Annotated in this window: 14 protein-coding genes; 9 read left to right on the plus strand and 5 right to left on the minus strand. The window is 39.8% G+C overall.

From position 1 onward, the window contains the following. Positions 1-2 precede the first annotated feature (2 nt). The 4 genes from F0361_RS14635 to F0361_RS14650 form a co-directional block, all read right to left on the minus strand. The gene (locus F0361_RS14635) at positions 3-1,823 is read right to left on the minus strand and encodes a hypothetical protein (protein WP_154919651.1); all 1,821 of its coding nucleotides are present in this window, start codon (positions 1,821-1,823) and stop codon (positions 3-5) included. Positions 1,824-1,826: 3 nt separating this feature from the next. Beyond that, positions 1,827-5,261 (minus strand): hypothetical protein, encoded by a 3,435-nt coding sequence (locus F0361_RS14640; RefSeq protein WP_154919653.1) that lies wholly within the window; start codon positions 5,259-5,261, stop codon positions 1,827-1,829. Between the two features lie 837 nt (positions 5,262-6,098). Next, positions 6,099-6,857 carry a LytR/AlgR family response regulator transcription factor gene (locus tag F0361_RS14645; protein ID WP_154919655.1) on the minus strand — a complete coding sequence of 253 codons (759 nt, stop codon included), beginning with the start codon at positions 6,855-6,857 and terminating at the stop codon, positions 6,099-6,101. Between the two features lie 2 nt (positions 6,858-6,859). Beyond that, positions 6,860-8,893, minus strand: a complete 2,034-nt coding sequence (locus F0361_RS14650; RefSeq protein WP_154919657.1) for a histidine kinase — start codon at positions 8,891-8,893, stop codon at positions 6,860-6,862. Between the two features lie 314 nt (positions 8,894-9,207). Here F0361_RS14650 and F0361_RS14655 point away from each other — a divergent pair, with 314 nt between their 5' ends. Further along, complete coding sequence (locus tag F0361_RS14655) at positions 9,208-10,452, plus strand: hypothetical protein (protein ID WP_154919659.1); 1,245 nt, start codon at positions 9,208-9,210, stop codon at positions 10,450-10,452. Positions 10,453-10,620: 168 nt separating this feature from the next. On the opposite strand, the gene F0361_RS18745 is transcribed toward F0361_RS14655, so the two are convergent. Then, a complete protein-coding gene (locus F0361_RS18745; RefSeq protein ID WP_161598246.1) occupies positions 10,621-10,869 on the minus strand; it encodes a hypothetical protein in 249 nt (82 codons plus the stop codon). 281 nt (positions 10,870-11,150) lie between these two features. Between F0361_RS18745 and F0361_RS14665 the strand changes: the two genes are divergently transcribed. From F0361_RS14665 to F0361_RS14700, 8 genes are all read left to right on the plus strand, one after another. After that, positions 11,151-11,849: a hypothetical protein gene (locus tag F0361_RS14665; protein WP_154919661.1), complete on the plus strand. Its 699-nt coding sequence runs from the start codon at positions 11,151-11,153 to the stop codon at positions 11,847-11,849. Positions 11,850-12,974: 1,125 nt separating this feature from the next. Then, complete coding sequence (locus tag F0361_RS14670) at positions 12,975-14,162, plus strand: serine hydrolase domain-containing protein (RefSeq protein ID WP_154919662.1); 1,188 nt, start codon at positions 12,975-12,977, stop codon at positions 14,160-14,162. Between the two features lie 120 nt (positions 14,163-14,282). Further along, positions 14,283-15,272 (plus strand): AraC family transcriptional regulator, encoded by a 990-nt coding sequence (locus F0361_RS14675; RefSeq protein WP_154919664.1) that lies wholly within the window; start codon positions 14,283-14,285, stop codon positions 15,270-15,272. 106 nt (positions 15,273-15,378) lie between these two features. Next, entirely contained in the window at positions 15,379-15,741 is a 363-nt protein-coding gene (locus F0361_RS14680; RefSeq protein WP_154919666.1) for a hypothetical protein, read from the plus strand. Beyond that, entirely contained in the window at positions 15,725-16,219 is a 495-nt protein-coding gene (locus tag F0361_RS14685; RefSeq protein WP_154919668.1) for an anthrone oxygenase family protein, read from the plus strand. Before F0361_RS14680 ends, F0361_RS14685 begins: the two co-directional genes overlap by 17 nt. 40 nt (positions 16,220-16,259) lie before the next feature. Continuing rightward, a complete protein-coding gene (locus F0361_RS14690; RefSeq protein WP_161598247.1) occupies positions 16,260-16,664 on the plus strand; it encodes a DUF5367 family protein in 405 nt (134 codons plus the stop codon). Between the two features lie 62 nt (positions 16,665-16,726). Then, positions 16,727-17,578 (plus strand): NmrA family NAD(P)-binding protein, encoded by an 852-nt coding sequence (locus tag F0361_RS14695; protein WP_154919670.1) that lies wholly within the window; start codon positions 16,727-16,729, stop codon positions 17,576-17,578. Positions 17,579-17,835: 257 nt separating this feature from the next. Continuing rightward, complete coding sequence (locus F0361_RS14700; RefSeq protein WP_154919672.1) at positions 17,836-18,381, plus strand: carboxymuconolactone decarboxylase family protein; 546 nt, start codon at positions 17,836-17,838, stop codon at positions 18,379-18,381. The last annotated feature ends 27 nt before the right edge of the window (positions 18,382-18,408 follow it).

Below are 18,408 nucleotides of genomic sequence, written 5' to 3' on the forward strand. Positions count from 1 at the left end.
GATTAAATTTTAGAGCATACATGACAAGCATCATCTCCATATCTCGTAATAGCAAGACCTAAATCCTCAAAAATTTCATAGAGGGCATCGGGCAATTTAAGTTTCTTTAGAATTGCCTTTATAAAAGCTTCCGTTTCCTTAATACCTTTTGACAACGCTTCAAAAAAGTCATCTATCAATTTTTTAAATTGTGTGACACCTTGATTCAATACTCTTAAAATGTAATTGAATAACTTGAGAATAGATTCAATAATTGACTTCCCTGTTATAGCCAATTTAGCAATACCTTGTTGTACCATAGTTTTAAGAAGTGTACCCAGTGTTTTGAACTTAGATAGAAAAGACATGACTGGTACAGCAGAAGAAGTACCCCCTGTTGCAGGAAAACCGATAATACCCACGGCAAGCTCTACAACAAAACCCGCAAACGAACCTAAAAAATATGCTACCTGCTCCAGTGAAATCTTAAAGCCCGAAGCCATTGCTGTAAAATCAAACGTTAAGATCCCATTGTAAATGGACGAAATTGCTCCTGAAATGAGAGCATCAAATTCTATTTCAAAAATAGCTTGATATGTCTCATCAATAAATTCTAAAATATCAGAGATATTCTCAACCATACCCACAGCACTCTTATAACCCAAGGCCAGACCTTTAAATAAATAGCCAACCAAATCGACAAGACCTAATACCGCCTCAATCAATGCGTTCCATAAACCGCAATAAAATGCATTTATTAAGTTCAAGGCTTTTTCTCCTAATGCAATCAATTGCGGTACTACTTGACTACAAGAATCAATCAACTTAGTGAATCCCATATCGATAATCATTTCAAATTTCTTAAGCACATTGGTAAGATCCTTTGTTGAAATGTAACCCAGGCCTTTCAATTTATGAAGTTTCTTGAGTTTGCCCCTAGCCCTTTGTTTTTCTTTCTTCAATGACTTTTCTAGCAACGCTGTTAACTCCTCTACTCCAGATTGCATTTGGGCTCCTGAATACTCAATTATTTCGTGGGTATATGGTAACAAAAAAGGTTTAAAGTTGGAATTGTCAATATCTTTGCCATCATCGGTTTGTTGCTTTTCAGGGTTCCAGCGGTATTCGTCTATTCTAATGTAGCGGACCACTCCGGTTGCCATTAATATTGCATCCCCTATTTCGTCATAAATCCACGCACCCAGCCCATATGCTTTACTGAAAATACCAACCAATGTTCTTACAAAACCAAAATTCTTGATTTCAACTCTACCTTTATCCATCAATTCTTTTAGTTCTTTTTTTGTTAGATCAATATTCAAACCTGTCCGCTGGACCTCATTGAGGAGGTTTTTATATTCCTTTTTGAACCAATTTTTCAAAACACCCTTTACTTTAGCACCGGCAAAAACCTGGATAATCAAATCACCCTCTTCGTCTTCTTCCATAACCCCTCCTACCTTAGAAGAAGAAAAACGTGGGCTAAAACCATCAGTAGCATTATCCTCAATGAACAAAGTAAGCTCATATTGGTCCGCCTCATAGTTCTCAACAACTTCCTTTAAATAGGATACATCATGAGAAACGAAAATGCTCATTTTGAAGTTTTCTTTTATTATTTCACCTTCGTCCAGAATTCCATTTTTATTGGTATCGTCCCATTCGATAAGCTGCTGTACAAAGGCATAGCCCCTATTGTTCGCATCTGGATACATATCAAAACTACCTGCCCTTATTGGCTCTACACCCTGAAAAAAAATATTTTGTAGGTCTGTTCCATTCCTAACAAACGGGGCATCCTTAAAACCACTTTCAAATCTTGGTGGTCCCATGTATTTTGCCATAATCTATGCTTCTATATTATCTTTTGGAACTCCCAATAAATTTTTGGACCCTCTCAGCAAAGTATCGACCTCTCCTTCTAGTTTGTTGCAACAGGGCAATCCTTCATCTTCCAGGAATACGGAATCACCTTGAATAATTGTTAAAGTTGTAGGGATTCTTGTCTCCCATTGTTCTTCTACCTCGCTTTCTGGTTCTGCAATCTCTTGGTCAATTGATAAATAAAGGTCATCATCTGTATCAAGAACCATATCACCTCCGTTCCATATTTTTCCAGTTTCAAAATATAGATTCACTGCATTGTGAAATCCTTCTCTTACTGGAACCACCATTCTAGCCATACCACTTTGTAAAAAACCTTGGAAAATAGAATCGTTTGCATCTTGAATCTTTAATAAATCCGACCAATCACATTTGTCAGCCCAGTAATATGGGTAAAATAAATAAGCCATTAATTTCCAATCAAAAGCTTGTTCAAAGAATTTTACATGGGAGGAATATTTTTCCCATGTCGTGGTTTGATTTACACTTGGAGCGCAAGAATCATCAGTATAAAACCCTTGACCCATTTCAAAAGAATCGGGATTATTTATAAAAGGTTCTGTTAGCATTTCCAAAGCGACTCTCTTAAGTTCTCTTTGCTCAATGGCACGGTTCTCCTTTGGATTTCTAGAACCCGCCGACTCAAGGGATTCTTGTTCCTTGGCAGCTTCTTCTTCTTTTACAGCATTATATTCTGAAAGTTCAGCTTCATAAGCATCCAAAAGCTCATTGTAAACCCCAGTTTGCCAGTCGAGATAAGTTTCTTCAGATATTTCAGCGGTCAACACGACGCTTACATTAAAGGATAAGGTGCGGTTACCAGTTATCTTAACATCAATTGTTTGGCTTAACTCAGGGTCATATTCCAAATCACCATTTGTTATATTATAGACCCTATCATTGTTGCCATTTGTCTGAATATTTTTGGACCATGATTCACCCCCTACATCCACCTTCCAGTGAGTACCTTCACTGTTTCTTGCATCATGCCTAAAGCTACCAGTGATTTTAGCCTTTTTACAGACATAATCTGAAGGTATTGCCATGGTTCCACCATCATCGAAGGATGTGGTTTTATCCAATTCACCTTGATTTGCGAAACTCTTTGTAATACTTGTGGTTTTGGCTGGTGGACCAGCAACAGAAATTCCATAATTACTCGCTAGAGTTTCATAAAAAGCATTTTCATTGAAGTCATCTTCGTAATCATCGTTTAGGTCTTTTCCAATATCCTCTGGCAAATACCCTTCTATGTCCGAAGGAGCATTTACACCAAAATCCCTAGGGTGTTTTGGAGCATTTGGATCGATTGGAGGCGTATTTGTATCATTTGGATTTTCCTCCTTTGGAATAATACCCAAAACCTTCTCTCTATAGAACTTTGCAGGTTCAGGAATTAAGAACTCAACCATTAAGCGAGCCCCATAATTTACCAAACGATTAGTATATATAATATCCACCCACCTATATACACCCGTAACGTGTTGGTCCCCCTCCCTATTGTCATAACCATGTCTATTGTTTTCCTCAAATTCTTGGAGGATTTTACTGGTTCTTTTTTGACTTGTTTTTTGTAAAATCCTTTCCGAAGCAGTCCTTGTTATTTCCTCCGCAAAGGTCTTAGCTTCTGAATCCGAGTCAGAGGCAGCAGATGAAGTAGCATAATCTGCATAGGCATCTGCACTTAACTCTACACCGTAGTATTTTCCACTAGCTCCTACAGAAGCACCAATTCCTAAATTATTCGTTTTATCGAGGACCTTAGAAACTTCTGTTTGCATCTCGTTCCTAACCGTAGTTGCCGTATCTTCTTTATTCTCAATTTCAAATTCGGTGGTATCCTCAGTGCCTGTTTCGGTTGATGTCAAGCTCCTGGTATGTCGTTCTTTATACTCGCGAGCCATTATATTCTCAATTCTCGACACCTCTCCCGGAACGTAGCAGCAAACCTCTTGTTCCACTCGTCTGAATATACCAACACCTACTCTGTTTACACCATATAATGGAGCACCTTCTTCCCCGATTACCAAATCATCAAGACCTCCTCCGTCAGTCTCTGAGTCTGAAACCGCGGTATTTTCACAGCTAATTACTTTTCCATCTTCGATTCGTGCACTTACATTAATTTCTACCTCTTTACCATTCGTCAACCAAAGAGAACCTTCTATTTGGAACAAAGAAGTTTGGTCAATTACTGTGCTAGATTCCGGAAATAGTCTTACTGTCTTAAACTGGGAATTCATTGCTATTTCTCCTAAGTCTTGGGATGAAGCAATATTCTTATTGTTTTGCTTTAGGGATAACTGGGTTTTATCAAAGTCTATATGCTTATTAGGTACTTTCAAGGTCAATACAAAATCTACCGATTTCCCTACACTATCAAATCGTATAACAAAACAATAATCGTCTATTCTATTTGCCAAATCAGGCGATCTAAGACGTTTCTCTTCGGCCACAGCATCCCTGTAAGTTCTATTTTCCTCTGAAACTTCGTTATTAACAAATCGATACACCTTATTCAAAGGTTGATTTGAATAGGCAGGACTTGAAATAGTTTTTTTGACATTTGGAGATAATTCATTTATTCCTTCTAGTAATTTGATAGATTCCTTGGTCGTCATGCGTCTTAGACTTGGATTACTACTGAAAGCTTTTCTTAAATAATCCTTTGTTTCGTTTAATTCACTTCTACGTACTTTCGAAATAGCTATATTTTGATTTCTTAAAAGTCGGGAAGTGTCTATTTTCCTATTTTCTGGTTTAACCCTATTCCTTAGACTGTTACTTTTAACTGCTTTAGAATTCGTAAATGCCTTAGGAATTATCAACTTGGCATTAGCTATTCTTTTAATTAAGATTTCCAGCCTATCCTGATCCGTCTTTAGTTTTTTGTAATCGCCATAAATATCATTGGCAAGTTGCCTTAAGTTTCCCCTTTTTACTTGTTTAATAAAATTATTCGCAATAATCATAATAGAGCTTGCCTGCCTAAGAGTGGGATTGTTGTTTTTGATACATTGATTATAGAATTCATCCCACAGAACATATTCGATTTGTGCTGGCAACGTATTTAATTGATTTGCCCTATTAACTAATTCCTCAGCCCCGAGATTGGATTTTCTTTTATTCAACCAAAGCCCAAAATCATATATCTCTGTACTTAGATTACGAATTTCAGAATATCTTGATTTTGGTATATAGGATTCGGATACCTTCTTCATTTGTTCTCTAGATTTTTTAAGAGAATCATTTGTGTCAGAAGACAAAAATTTGCTTTTAGATGGATTAGGATGGTAAACAAAACCTAATTCCTTTTTTTGAGGGTCAATTAGCTGTGGAGTTCTTAGCGTAATAAAACGAAATAAATCTGTAACAATGGGTTTTGGTTCTTTGGACACGATATAAGTATTTAAATTAAAAATTTTTAAATCTTCAATTAAAGTACTTTGAATGATATAGTCTTACCATGAAATTTTTACTTGTTGTTACTATTATTGTATAAATGGAATTGGAAAATTAAAAATTGACAATATTCAAATAATATAATATTGATAGTTTTTTGGTTTAGATATAATTATAAACTTTAAGACAACGTTGCTAAAATGAAATCTTGGATTAAATATGGGATACCCAAAAAGAATTAAATTTTATAAAAGATTCAAAAAATAATTTTAAAAATTTTAACTTGGGGTTTAATTATAAAATCAGAGCACACGCTGCCGCATACGATTTTGGCGAAAAATTGAACATAAACCTCTGGAAAGCCCCGTAAATAGGGATAAAATCCAAATTCATAACCCGGAGGCCGAGGGTTCAAGTCCCTCTCTCGCTACATAATAGACCGTTGACAATGAATTACTTCCATTCATTTTCAACGGTTTCTTTTTTTGGTGATTACCGTATACTGTAGTTGATGCGGTTACTAAATAAATAAAATACTGTTATTCTGTACTTTACAAATCTAAAACCGTCGGGTTTGTAATATTTATGTTAAATATAAATTTACCATGACTACCCTAATTTTGAATTAACGGTAATACGGGATAAACATTTGTTAATTAAGACTATACCTTGTAGTTCATGAGAGAAACCATCCCTAAGGAGTTCATGAAATCAAAATGAATGAAAATAGCTCGAATTCTCTTGTTATGACGGGCACCTAAAAATGTGAAGAGGTCAAAGCTTATAGAACGAATTAATTTTATAAGAATCATGAGTAACTTATCCTATTCGATTTATTTAAACCGCAACATAGACTCCAGGATGCCGTTTATTTCATTCCTTTTTTGCCTTGAGACGGGAATTTCCCTGTCGTCTTTCATAATCACGGTGCCCCCGTCCCTTTTCAGGATACCCTTGACAAATTGGGGGTTGATCAAATGGGACTGGTGCACACGCAGGAAACCATAGTCCTGCAACATTTCTTCAATTTCCTTCAGTGTTCGGCAAATGAGCAGCTTGCTTCCGTCATCAAAGAAAAAGTTCGTGTAATTGTTGTCCGATTCGCAGCGCACAATGTCCTTGATCTCGACAATATGGTATCCGGCACCCGTGGGCAGTGCAATCTTGGACAGGTCCTTCACTGTGCCCTTCAAATTATGCTGCAATAGTTCCCACTGTTCAGGATAGGTTTTTTTACGACGTTTCTCCCAATTGGACAATGCTTGCACTATACTTTTTTCGGTAATGGGCTTCAATAGATAATTGATGGCACTATACTGGAAAGCCCGAATGGCATATTGGTTATAAGCCGTTGTAAAAATAATATCAAAGTCGATAGGTAGTATTTTGTCCAATAATGCAAAACCATTCAAGTTGGGCATCTCAATGTCTAGGAACAAAAGATCGGGCGAATGGGCATGAAGATACTCCAAACCTTGGGTGGAGTTGCAGAACGTCCCCGCGATCTTGTAGTCGGGGTGCACCTTGGTGATCAGGTTTTTCAGTACGTTCACGCAGTGCATTTCGTCATCGATGATAATGATTTTGGCCATGGTTATCCGTTATAGGTTATGGTTATGCGGGTGCCCTCTGGCATGCCCTGGTCGTTTTCAAGGTCCAAAATGTTCAGGTGCATTTTGGCTTCGCTGATATGGTTGTAAAGGGACAATCGCTCCTGGGTGATCCGCGTCCCCGCAGACGGATGTGTTTTTTTGGTTTTGCCACTTTCCTTTCGCCCAACGCCATTGTCCTCGATGGTGATCTGAAGTTGCTGTGAGGTGTCGAAAGTGACCGAAAGTTTTTTTTCTGGTTTGCCACTGGGATGCAGCCCGTGCCATATAGCATTTTCCACGAAGGGCTGCAACAATAGTGGCGGAATGGTAAATTGTGAGAGCGCTTCACGCGAGTCACAACGGATGGTATAGGAGAAATCCTCGCCCAAACGACTTTTCTCCAACGAGAGGTAGAGTTCCAGCATCTCCAGTTCCTCTTCCACCGTGATGGTGTTTTTGCTGCTGTTCTGCAATATGGTACGGAGCAGCACCGAAAAATTGTCCAGGTATTGGATGGCATCCTCCTCCCGTGACAACATCACTAGATTTTTGAGGGCATTGAGGCTGTTGAAAATGAAATGGGGGTTCATCTGCGAACGGAGGGCCAGCATTTTCATGTCGCGGATACGTTCGGCAAAGGATTTCTTGATCTGTTCTTCCTTTTGCTTTTCCATTTCCGAATAGAGCTGGATCAACTCTTCGGTTTTTTGCTGTACCTGCTGGTCCAGTTCCTTGCGCATCTTTTCCTCCATGATCTGGTTCTGTTGCAGTTGCTCGATCAATTTTTGGCTGGCCCTGTCCTTTTCCTTTTGGATGAGGAACACCTTTTCCCCAAGCGCTATGGAGAAGCAGAACACTTCGCCCAGAAGCCCTGCTTGGAAGATGATGTGCTGTGAGTGCGGAAAATTGAACATACCATCCGGCACCAAATGCAATTTGTTGTAGTAAACAAAAGAGGAAACAAAAGCCCCGATAAAAAACAGGCTTTGACCCATCACAAAGTATTTCATGAGGGGATGCCTCACTTTTAGTATAATCCAAATGAACAAGGCAACATTAAGCGGAAGGACAATGAGGCGGACAATTAAGGATACCATTGATCTAGTTTCACTGAACAAACCTTGATAATGGATGAGAAATATATTGAGCAGGGCATATATAAAACAGAGTATGCCCAAACCTACCAAAGCCTTTGATAGATTTTGGCCAAAGGTTTTGATTTCCAATAAATGCAGGATAAAGAAAATGTAAAAGCCTATAAAGATAAACTGGGCCGTTTCTATGGCGGTGATGGAAAGTTGTGGAACATACATGCCGAGGTTTCCTATTGTTGCCAGAGTAGCCTGCAATATCGCAAAGGCATATAAGATTTGAAAGAACAGATAGCCGAGATAATAGAAATAGACCCGTTTGCGCAGGCGAAACCAAAAGGCCAAAGCAAATACAAGGATACAACAGAGCGAAATGATATAGGTATAGATAAAGGCAATGGAAGGGGCTTCCTTTGTCCTGACCTTGTCCATAAAATCCAAATAGTCGGGCCTGGAATACAAGATTGGCATGTTGGAACGGGCTGTTTTGTAATCATTGGTAATACGGATATAACATTGGTACTGTTGCAAGGGCAATAGTTCCAATGTTGTAAAAAAATACCATTTGGGCTCGGAACGTTCCCCCAAGGGGATTAAGTAACCATTTTTGAAATGCTCGAATTCCCCATCATTTTGCAGGTACAAATCCATGTGGAAACCGCTTTGAAAGAGGTAGGTGGTAAGCGTGTCCGGTGTGGTGTTTTCAAGCGGGAACTTGATCCAGATCGCCGTTTCCGGGGTGGTGGCAAAAGAGGAATCATACGCTTTCCAACCGTCGGTTTTCAAGATTTTCTCAAGGGATTCCTCCCGGGTGCTCCGCAAAGCCTTTACTTCCGGATGGCCCACAAGGTCCACTCGGGAAGGAAGGGAATCGGCCTTGATCTGTGCAGAAAGGGAACACAGCCCCACTAGGAGAAAAACAATGACAGGGGCTATTTTTTTCATTTTTCCATGTTTGAAATCGCATCGGTACAAAAGACCCGATTGCTGGGCTCTTCAATACTCCCCCAATATATAAAATGAATTCGTCCCCCGCACCACAAATTAGGGTTTGGCCATTGTGAACTAGAATTTGGTACGTAATTACACCAATCCCGAATTCTAAGTTGGACAGGTCAAATTCTAAATCATGGTTTTATGGGGAAGTGTGATCGACTAGGTTTGTTTTCATTGGATATTTCAAAAAACCTCAACATGAAAACCACACTATTTTATACCCAATTTTTAATACAACGAAAACATCACTAATAATTATATCTATGAAAACGACAACAAAAATCATGTATTTGTTCACCTTGGCCCTGATACTGGGCAGTTGTTCCTCCGATGGGGATAACGACCCACAATATAACCTCGATGCGCTGCAGGGAAAATGGTACAGGGTAGGTGGCAACAACCCAGATGCCAATGGTATGGAAGTCACTGTCACTAACAACCAAGGGGTGCTGACCGACCCGGCAAATACCAGCCTACAGGTGGACAACATCAAATGGAAGGACATTGAGGCCACCGGGGAAACCAATTATGAACACGGTGAGTTGGGCTCTGACCAGAATTATTACAACGGGTTCATGGAAATGGGCACGGACGATACCTTGAGGATCAGCATCAATAGCCCCGGTGCGGGCAATGTTCAAAAATGGGTCAGGACATTTATCGCTCCCATTGCTGAACTGCACGAATGTGAACCTTATGAACCAGATGCTTTTTCAATGGCAAAGGATGACATATGGGTGGAGGCCGGTGAAGAGGATGAGTTTCCCGGATTACTACCGGCATCAACGGATCCCGCAGGGGGGTATTATATCGTTACCTTGGAATCAACAGGACCCCTCCCATCCCAACCGTGGATAGATATTTCGGTTTCTGGCGATGAGGTTCCCGTCATCAACGGAACGTCTGCTGGAACCGATACCCCCCTTACCAGAAAAGTGGCCTTTTCGGCGCATCCTGGCATTGCCTATGACGTCATGGCAAGACCTTTTTTCAATGCATCACCATCATCGGATGTTTATCCGGAACCGTATAAAATATCATGGGAATATATGGGCATCATGGACTGCTATGAACCCAATGACAATTTTGATGAGGCCAAGTTCATCCCAAAGGATGAAGTCATTGAGGCCTATGCGAACAAGAACAATGAGGGATATGGGATTCAGGAAGACCAGGATGATTATTACAAAGTGGTCCTGTTCCAACCGGCCAGGTTGCAGGTACAATTGTTACAAAGCCCTTCCGATGATTTTGTCGACCTTAACTTATACAGGGAAAACAGAGGGGAAATAGTGACCACGTTGACACCCATTTCAGGTATGCCTGGCGACAAAGAAGATGGGTCATTGTACATTAAGACCACCAATGCCACACTTGATGTGGGCACATACTATGTACGGGCACGTACTTTTATGAACGATGGCAAAACAGCGGACCTTAATCTTGGGGAACCTTTGCCTGACACTTGGTCCACGCCATATACCTTCACCGTGACCCCAGTTGAGTAAAATGGAACGAAAGCATCTGCATATTTGAAAACTAAGTTATAGACCCTTTGTTTTTGGTTTTGCAGATGTTTTTTTGGTTAATCTCGACATGAAATGGTCTGTTATATGGGAAGAAGCTTTCAATAATCCTAAAAATAGAATTCCACATAAAATCTTTTAGTTATATTTTTACCTATGCGCAGTCTTTTTGTTCCTAACGTTTTGGGCCAATCCCTTTAGGGAAAATTGAAAGTGGAAAGATGGAACAGGGTCACCGATTGGAAGGTATAGGAGCCGATATCCCTTTTCAAAAACTTTGGGAATGGCAAACACAAAGTCCTGTTCCGGTTCAAGAAAAGCTCGGGGGACAAGGACATTGTACTGTTCCAGATGAAAACGACCCTTGCCCATAATGGAAGAACCGTAGGTAGCGGCCAACGTTACGATCGGCCCTGGCTACCGGGGGACTTGTATGTTCCCGTGGAAGCTTTTGATTTAGCCAGCTCCTTAAGAGAACGGCCAATGGCAATAAAGTAAAGCTGATGCCAGGAACCTATGAAATATGTTTGGAAATGCAACCGTCCCAAAGGGAAGCGGAACCCATAAAAACGATGTTTACTTTGAAGATACTCTGAAAAGCCTACTGGATAAAGCCCATGAACAAAGTGTTTGCTTGGCCGATGGCCGTGGGCAACGGAAAAACCAAAACATCTATAGATATGAAAAAGTTATTTACACTCCTTACCCTACTGCTAAGTGTTTTGGGCAGTGCCCAGACCTTAACGGGAAAACTTGTCAATCCATTGAAGGGGATGAAGCAGATGGATATTGAAATTTTGCCCTTGGGACTGGACAGATCCATTACCATTGGGAAACTGAAAGCCGATGGGACACTGGAATTTACTTTTCCCCCTATAGAAAGCTTCCTATCCGACAATGAAGCACAACAAATGGTCGTCAACGAGCTTAAGTATGCCCTTTACTTCAATTGCTTGGGACAGGAGGAATCGTTATATCCTGAAATAATGGCCTTACAGATCGAACCCATTACATTGTGGTATAAAGGAAGGTACTCAGGTGTACTTTTTCCGGTGACAAGTGAGGCCATGATTCCTTGGCTGGAAGACGAGGCCTACAACAATCCTGAAAAGGGTACTTTCTACAAACTCATTTATGTGGCCCAGGCCACTACATTGAACATGCAATGTACGACCACGTATCAATTTTCAGGGGATGTCGTGAAGTCCACCTATGATTACCAATTGGAGTTGGAAGCCGGACTGAACTTTATTGCCTATCATATTGAAGAAATCTATGAGACCGACCCTAAGGTAACCTCTTTTAAACCCAGTAAGGTCACGGTCAAAAATATTAAAGAAGGTTTGGATGGCATCCAATGGTTTGCCAAATATTTTTAAAGATACTTCGTCAATACCCTTATGTTTAGATTTTTGACATAATTGACCTGTTTACCGAGGGCGTATCATCTAGACTAAGGTTCTAATAACATAATAAACTATTGAACGTGTATAGGTGTTTAATTAGGACAAGGTTCAGATGGGAGATAAGCTAGCAATTTTATCTTGGTTTTTATTAATATATACAAAATGAGCATATTATGAATTAAAAATTCTATAATTAATTCTAAAAAAACTTTATCTGAGCGTACCTTGCTCTTTGTTTAAATGAATCTTCTGGCACTGTATCGTCTTTTCACGTGTCGACTCTAAGGAAATTTAAAGGTTATGTGATAAGGCATGTTCCTTATTCTCAGGACAAGGACAACATTACCAGGTTCGACAAAAATTAGGATAGTGTTCTATTTTAAAATCAACGATTATAGCTAGACAAAAATCTCCATACTATTTCATAATGAAATTATTGAAAACGTTTGCAGCATAGAAGCTACCTAAAAAGCTTTACTTTTCGAAAAGTGGAAAAAATAATTAAAAAATAGACCGATTACTTTCAGTAACTTTAAAAAGTAAACCGCATACGCTACCGTATACGGTTTATCTTAGAAGTTTAAAGAATTGATTTACTAACTACTTGTTTTTCAATAGGTTGAAAAATAAAAATAAAGGGTTAAAGTTCATAATACGGAGGCCGAGGGTTCAAGTCCCTCTCTCGCTACAAGGTGAAAACCTTTATAAATCAACGGTTTGTGTGCTCACAAACCGTTTTTTTATGTCCATGATTTCCCTACTTTTACAAAAGGAATACGAAAAGGCAAACGTTTTTCACGTAAGTCTCTTTTTCTGAGTCAAAATCTATCCTGCAGAACTGTTTTTTCAAGTGGTTCTGTTTGTCCAAAAGTGCATAACGGAAGGCATTGGTTAAAAGATGGTATGCTTATTTTTCTTCCAAAAATGCAAATACAGCTTTATCCCTAGGTTACAGATAACCCAAATACCAACCAATTGAACAATGATGACCCAAAAAATATTTTTTCCCTATTTTTATGCTTCCCCCATTATTATTATTATTCCAATCCAGCTTGTTTACACTGGAACTACGAAGACCTAATCAATTAAAAAGAGGATATGAAGAATCTTGTCTTAGTAGGGTGTTTAATTTTATTAGTAAGCTGTAGTAAAACTTCAGAAACCAAGGACACCCCTACTACCCAAATAGAAAACCCCGATACCACCACGGATACCGTTACCGAGGAACCTGAGGGAGAACCAGTAACTGAAGAAGAAACGGAAGGGGAAGAACCCATCAGTTTTGAAAATTTTGAAGCCCAAATCACTTCCTTCATGGAAACCTATCAAGTGCCAGGGCTCCAGGTCGCCATCACCAAGGACGAACAACTGGTGTACGTAAAGTCCTTTGGGTATGCGGATGTGGAGAATCAAATTCCCGTTACAGACAATTCCCTGTTCAGGATTGCGAGTATTTCAAAACCCATCACCTTTATCAGCATGCTAAAACTCAGTGAGGATGGGCAAGTATCCTTGGGCAGCAAGGTATTTGGGGAAGATGGCGTATTGGGTACGGAATACGGGACACTCCCCTACTCCCCGGGCATACTGGATATTTCAGTAAACGACCTCATTGAGCATAGGTCCGGTTGGACCAACGACCCGTACGACATTATGTTCGACGACCCCAGCCTATCCCACCAGGAACTTTTTTCTGAAATGATCGATAACCGAAGGATCGACGAGACACCAAACTACTACTACCTAAATTTTGGATACTGTGTTTTGGGTAGGGTTATTGAAAAAATGAGCAATGAAACCTATGAAGCCTATGTTCAGGAGAACATTCTTGCCCCCATGGGCATTACGGAAATGAAAATTGGCGGCAACACGTTGGAGGAAAGAATTGAAAATGAAGTGGTGTATTATCCAAGTACGGAGGGTTCCTTTAGTCCCTATGATATGAACGTGACCCGAATGGATGCCCATGGGGGTTGGATTGCATCGGCCAAGGATTTGGCAAGGTTTATTGTCCACATTGACCGTAGATCCAATGTTCCGGATATTCTACCAACTAACAGATTAAATCGGCCTTATTTTAATTACTTCAATTGGGTCCATACAGGATCACTTCCTGGAACTTCCTCTGTTCTGAGCAGACATAACGATACTTTTAACTACAGCGTAATAATGAACAAACGGAGCTCCAATTATGAAACGATATTGAACGCAGTTCAATCCGTCATCAATAATGAAATCGATACCAGAACAACATGGCCCAATGTGGACTTGTTTACCGAAGATTGACGAAAAGGCAATTTACGGAAGTACCTCGCATCGGCCTTTCAAAATAGTAGTTATTCATGCCGATAACATCGGTAAATAAAATAAATAATGACATTCTATAGGAGTTACTGAACGATACTGATGAAATACTTCTCCGTCAACCTTTATAAAAAAATACTTAACTGCGCCATTGGAGAAGGTTTGACAGAGGCCGATATGGAAGATTTACCCATTTCCATTGAGGATGTCGATGATTTAAAATTTGTATCCGCTGATGAACATTTAAGGGCTCATGAGATACTTGATAAAAAACTAAGGCCAGGTTTTGCCATAAGGGTTGGGGCGCAAATGAAAATGGATGATTATGGTGTCTTAGGATTATCATGGAGAACCTGTTCAAAGGTGAGCGAGATTTTTGATCGAAGCGAGCGATATTTTAAGTTACTCTCCAATACCTATAATTGGGAAGTCCAGAATGGCGTGGAGATTTCCCATATAATTCTCAATAGGGATGCAACAAGAAGAGGTATGCAACTGTCCTCCGAAGCTAGTTTAGCGGCTACAGTAGTCGTGACACAGGCGATGTCCGAAAAAGTGTTGTCGCCCATAGAAGTATGCTTTAAACATGACCCTCCCAAAGATTTGAGTAGCTTCAATGAAGCATTTAAGTGTAAAATACACTTTAACCAACCCAAATACTCAATTAGCTATAGAACGGCTGATCTAAATCTAAGAACCGCCAAGGCGGACGCCAGTATTAATGCATATCTGTTAAAACAAGTTGATGAGGAGACTAAAGGTATCAAGATTTCGGGCAATAAGTTTGTAAGGGATGTTGAAGCACTTATTAAAGATGCACTCCCAACTGGTATCCCAAGCATTCATCACATCAGTGATCTTACGGCCATGAGCAACAGGACCCTTACCAGAAGACTATCCGAAGCAGGTGTTACCTATCGTGATTTGGTGAAAAAAACCCAGGAACATCTCGCAAAGGAAATGTTACGCGATAATGCCTATAACATTGGAGAAATTGCATTTTTAACAGGTTTCTCAGAGCAGAGTGCATTTAATCGGGCATTTAAGAAATGGACTGACCTTACTCCTACAGAGTTCCGCAAAAATAGCTAACATTCCCCTTTTGGCGTAAACTGTCAAATTGTTGTCTTGAAGTGTCAAAAAAAACTTTTGAACGCTACGCACCTTTGTATCATCAAATTAACTACCTGATACATTGATGACAACACTCGTAAAACATGCAATCATAACTTTTCTGACGCTCCTGGTCGGTTCAAACCATAAAGGCGCACTCATCGGTGTAAACGAAAATCCCATGGTTGTAGCTGTTCCAAAAGACCCAAAAAAAGCGGCTTTTCAAATATTGGAGAACAAATGTAATGTGTGCCACAACGTACGAAACAAAAGACGTGTGTTCACACCCGAAAACATGAATACTTGGGCCAATGACATTTATACGCAAGTTTATATAAAAAAAAGAATGCCCAAGGGTAAGAAAATAAAACTCACCTCCACCGAGTATCAAGATTTATTAACCTGGATATCATCTCCTAAAACAAATCAAAATGGAAGTAAACTTTAAAATCATCGTATGGATGCTGGGCATCTTATTTACCGGATTAACGGCGGGTCTATGTTTCACCTGGTCCAATGCCATAACACCGGGTATTGGCAGATTGGATGACTACGGCTTCTTACAATCGTTCCAAGCCATGAACCGAGCCATTATCAACCGTAGTTTTCTAATCGTCTTTTTTGGCCCGGTGATTCTTTTGATCCTCAATGCGTTCTTGCACCGTAACGCTCATCCGGGAACATTTTGGTCTTTTATTTTAGCGGCCATGCTGTTCTTCGTTGGAATAGGTCTTGTCACGGTTTTCAAAAATGTGCCACTAAATGAACTCTTGGATACAACCGTCCTGGAAAAAGCAACCCAACTGGAGTTGGCAGATTTACGAAAAACCTTCGAAGGGCCTTGGAACAAGTGGCATGCGGTCAGGACAGTTTGTTCTACGCTCTCTTTCATCTTATTGCTTACAGGAATTATAGTCAATAAATAAATATCATATCAAAAAATCATCAATCAAAAAACGAACAATCATGAAACTAATTAGAACTATTGGCTTTGGAGTATTGATTTGGATAATTGGAGTGAATTTATATGCGCTATCCTTTTATCTCCCCATTCTGGAGGATACAGAAAAACAGGCCAACATTTGGCTATCCATAATCATTATACCCGTGGTTTGGTTTTGTTCCAAACTATATTTCAAAAAGAACGCCACCATTCAGGGTCTATGGGCAGGGCTCATTTTCTTTGGTGTTTCGGCAATTCTGGATGCGCTTATCACAGTGCCGTTTACCGTATTGCCCTATGGCGGTACCTATGCTGATTTCTTTATCGACTTCGGCTTTTGGTTCATTGGCCTGGAGTTTATAGCGACCACCTATGTTTACTGGCATACCAACGTTCGTAGCAAAAGAACCATCGGAAATTATCAATAAAGACTACAGAAAATTTCAATTAAGTAAAACTCAATAAATATCAATTTTTAAAACAAACACAGATGAAAACAGAGAACATTTTAGTAATTGGGGGGTCAGGAAAAACGGGTCGTCGCGTAGCGGAAAATTTAATGCAAGTTGGGCATAATGTCAGGATTGTCGGAAGAAAAACAACCCCGGCCTTTGATTGGGAAAATCCTGAGACCTACGATGATGCCCTAAAGGACATGGACAGGGCGTATATCGTTTACTATCCCGATCTTGCCGTTCCAGGATCAAGAGATGCAATAACAGCACTTACTGAAAAAGCTTTAGAAGCTGGATTGGAAAAAGTGGTCCTACTCTCGGGTAAAGGAGAGTCCGAAGCGGAAGCTTGTGAAGAAATCGTTGCTAACTCTGGGCTGAACTATACACTTGTGAGGGCATCCTGGTTTAACCAAAATTTCAGTGAAGGAGCCTTTCTAGATTTTATTTTGAACGGGACCGTTGCCTTGCCCATGCCAGAGGCGCGGATTCCATTTGTAGATGTCAACGATATAGCAGATGTGGTTACAAAAGTGTTGTTAGATGATTCCTATAATGGGCGGACCATAACCGTTACCGGACCCCAAAAAAGAACCTTTAAGGAGGTCGTTGCCATCATGGCGGAGGCATCCAAAAAACAGATTCAATTTGTGCCCATATCTATCGAGGAATTTAAGGATGGTATGCGAAAGGCCGGTTTACCCGATTCCTATGTTTGGCTTTTTGGGTATTTGTTCAAAGAAGTTTTAGGAAATCCGGAAAACCAGGAAGTTTCCGATGATGTTGCGAAAGTACTCGGTAGACCTGCCATAGATTTTGAAACCTTTGCTTTTAAAACTGCAGGAACCGGAGTTTGGAATCAAAAAACCAAGGAAGTATCCTCTATATAGAAACATAGTTATCCATTAATCATAAATTAAAAACGACCTTGTGTCACAAGGTCGTTTTGATTTTAACTGGCTTTAGAAATATAGGAGTTATTGTACCGATAGAGGGCTAAAATTTTAACTAAAGAACGACTAACTCTTCTTTTGTACGAAACTGGGAAAATCATCCATTCATTGGCGAAAATCGTCCATTTTAAACAATACCCATCTTCCCAAACTTTGCAATGTCAATAATGACATACAATTTTAATTATAATCACATGGAAAATGTAACTGCAACGGAATTTAAGGTTCCAACACGGGAAGATGTAGCTCCCATCAATCAAGAGATTTTTGACAATCTAAACAAAGCCCTGGGCTTTGTGCCAAATCTATATGCTACCATAGCCTATTCGGAAAATGGTCTAAAACGATTTTTGGACTACCAGAACGCAAAAACATCCTTGAGCAACAAAGAAAAAGAAGCCGTAAACCTGGTTGTAAGTCAGGTCAACGAATGTGTTTACTGCCAAAGTGCACATACCGTGTTGGGCAAGATGAACGGTTTTAACGATGCTCAATTATTGGACATCAGAAAGGGAAAAAGCGACAATCCCAAATTGGATGCCCTAGTGAAATTAGCCGCTGATATTACCTTGAACCGCGGTAAGGCAAATAACGAAACCGTTGAATACTTTTTTGCCCAAGGATACACCAAGGAAAATCTTGTAGACATCATTTTACAGATAAGCGATAAAACGGCCATGAACTATTTGCACAATCTAACCAAGGTGCCCGTAGATTTCCCCTTGGCCGAAACATTATAAATCATTTGGGAAGTACGCATTCACCTG

It is taken from the genome of Maribacter flavus (assembly GCF_008386635.1).
In the GTDB taxonomy this organism is placed as follows: domain Bacteria; phylum Bacteroidota; class Bacteroidia; order Flavobacteriales; family Flavobacteriaceae; genus Maribacter; species Maribacter flavus.